Source organism: Arthrobacter sp. Dra40 (assembly GCF_059091905.1).
Window position 1 is genome coordinate 1 of sequence record NZ_JBNHHB010000477.1, and the last position, 1,477, is coordinate 1,477.

Below are 1,477 nucleotides of genomic sequence, written 5' to 3' on the forward strand. Positions count from 1 at the left end.
AACGGTGGACACCATCGTCAACCGGCTGCGGGGCGCGATCGAAAAGGGCGCCTACTCGCCGGGCCAACAGCTGCGGGAAACCAGTCTTGCCCAGCAGTTGAACGTCAGCCGTTCGCCGGTGCGCGAAGCAATGCAGCGGCTTATACAGGAAGGTCTCCTGCACCGGGTACGCAACCGCGGAGTTTTTGTTTTGGAACTATCCGAGGCGGATATGGATGACATCTCCGTCGCACGTCACTCCGTTGAAAAGACAGCTGCCGAGGAGCTTGCAAAGAATCCAAGGAAACAGATCTTTGATGAACTTCACCGCATCACCGGCGATATGAAGACAGCCCCGGGGAAGCGGGCGACCCTGGTCCGATCTGGTCGACTTGGACTTGGCGTTCCACACGGTCTTGGTCGGGAGTCTCGGCAACAAACGCCTTACCGTCTTCTACCAGACGCTCCTCACCGAAACGCGCCTGTCGCTCATGATGCTGGAGAAATCGTATCCCCATCCACAAAAGATAGCGGCCGAACACCAGGAGCTTTTGGCAAACGTGGAAGGAGGGAACATCGCGGACTTGGACGAGCAAATCAAACAACACATGGACCACACCGGCCAGCGCCGCCGGTCCATGACGAATACAGCGACTTAATGGCCCGGTTTTTCAAGGAGGAACGCAAATTGAGTGAAGTACGGTCGGATCTGGCGGCGAATGTTTGGAAAATCCTTGTGGCGCCGGGAGCGTCTGTGGAGGAAGACGAAACCATCATGATCCTCGAATCGATGAAAATGGAGATTCCGGTTGAAGCGCCCGAATCCGGCGTTATCTCCGACATCTCCGTGTCCGAAGGGGATGCGGTCGCGGAAGGACAACTACTCGCCGTCCTCGACTAGCCCGCGCGGGCACACGCCGCTCCGGGGAATGCCCACGTCCGACTTCGCCTGAATGCATGATGAATCCGCTACTCATCCACGCCCGCAAGCGACGCGCACTTGGGACAGCCCACGAGCCACGGGGCAGTCCGGCGGCGGCTATACATGGAACTGCCCTATTGGCCTGCCTGCCTAGGAGAACAAACTAATGGCTACCGAAGCAACCGTTCTTAACCCAGCAAATCGTGCCAAGCTCGTGGGCGAGTCACTCTGGAGCGCCCAAGCGCACATGCCCTCGGTCCTGCAACGCCGCGTCGTGATTACCGAAGGGCACGGCGCGTACCTCACGACCTCGGACGGACGCCGCCTGCTCGATGCCACCGCCGGATTATGGCACGCAAACATTGGCCACGGCAGGGAATCAGTGGCGAAAGCGGCTTATGACCAGATGCGCAAACTGGAGACTTACCACGTGTTCGGGCGGTTCTCGAACGACGTAGCGCTCTCCCTCGCGGACCGGATCGTGGCCATGGGTCCGATCCCGGACGCCAAAATGATTTTCAACAGCGGCGGGTCGGACTCCGTCGACCTGGCCTGCAAGATTGCACGGCGCCACTG

2 protein-coding genes are annotated in these 1,477 nt (G+C 59.4%); both read left to right on the top strand.

Going from position 1 to position 1,477, the window contains the following annotated elements:
• Window positions 1–880 (top strand): biotin/lipoyl-binding carrier protein (locus tag AC5RWT_RS37340; RefSeq protein WP_494084610.1); only part of this gene is annotated, 880 nt, incomplete at its 5' end.
• Window positions 881–1,067: 187 nt separating this feature from the next.
• Window positions 1,068–1,477, top strand: a 410-nt coding sequence (locus AC5RWT_RS37345) for an aminotransferase class III-fold pyridoxal phosphate-dependent enzyme (protein ID WP_494084611.1), incomplete at its 3' end; no start/stop codon positions are given.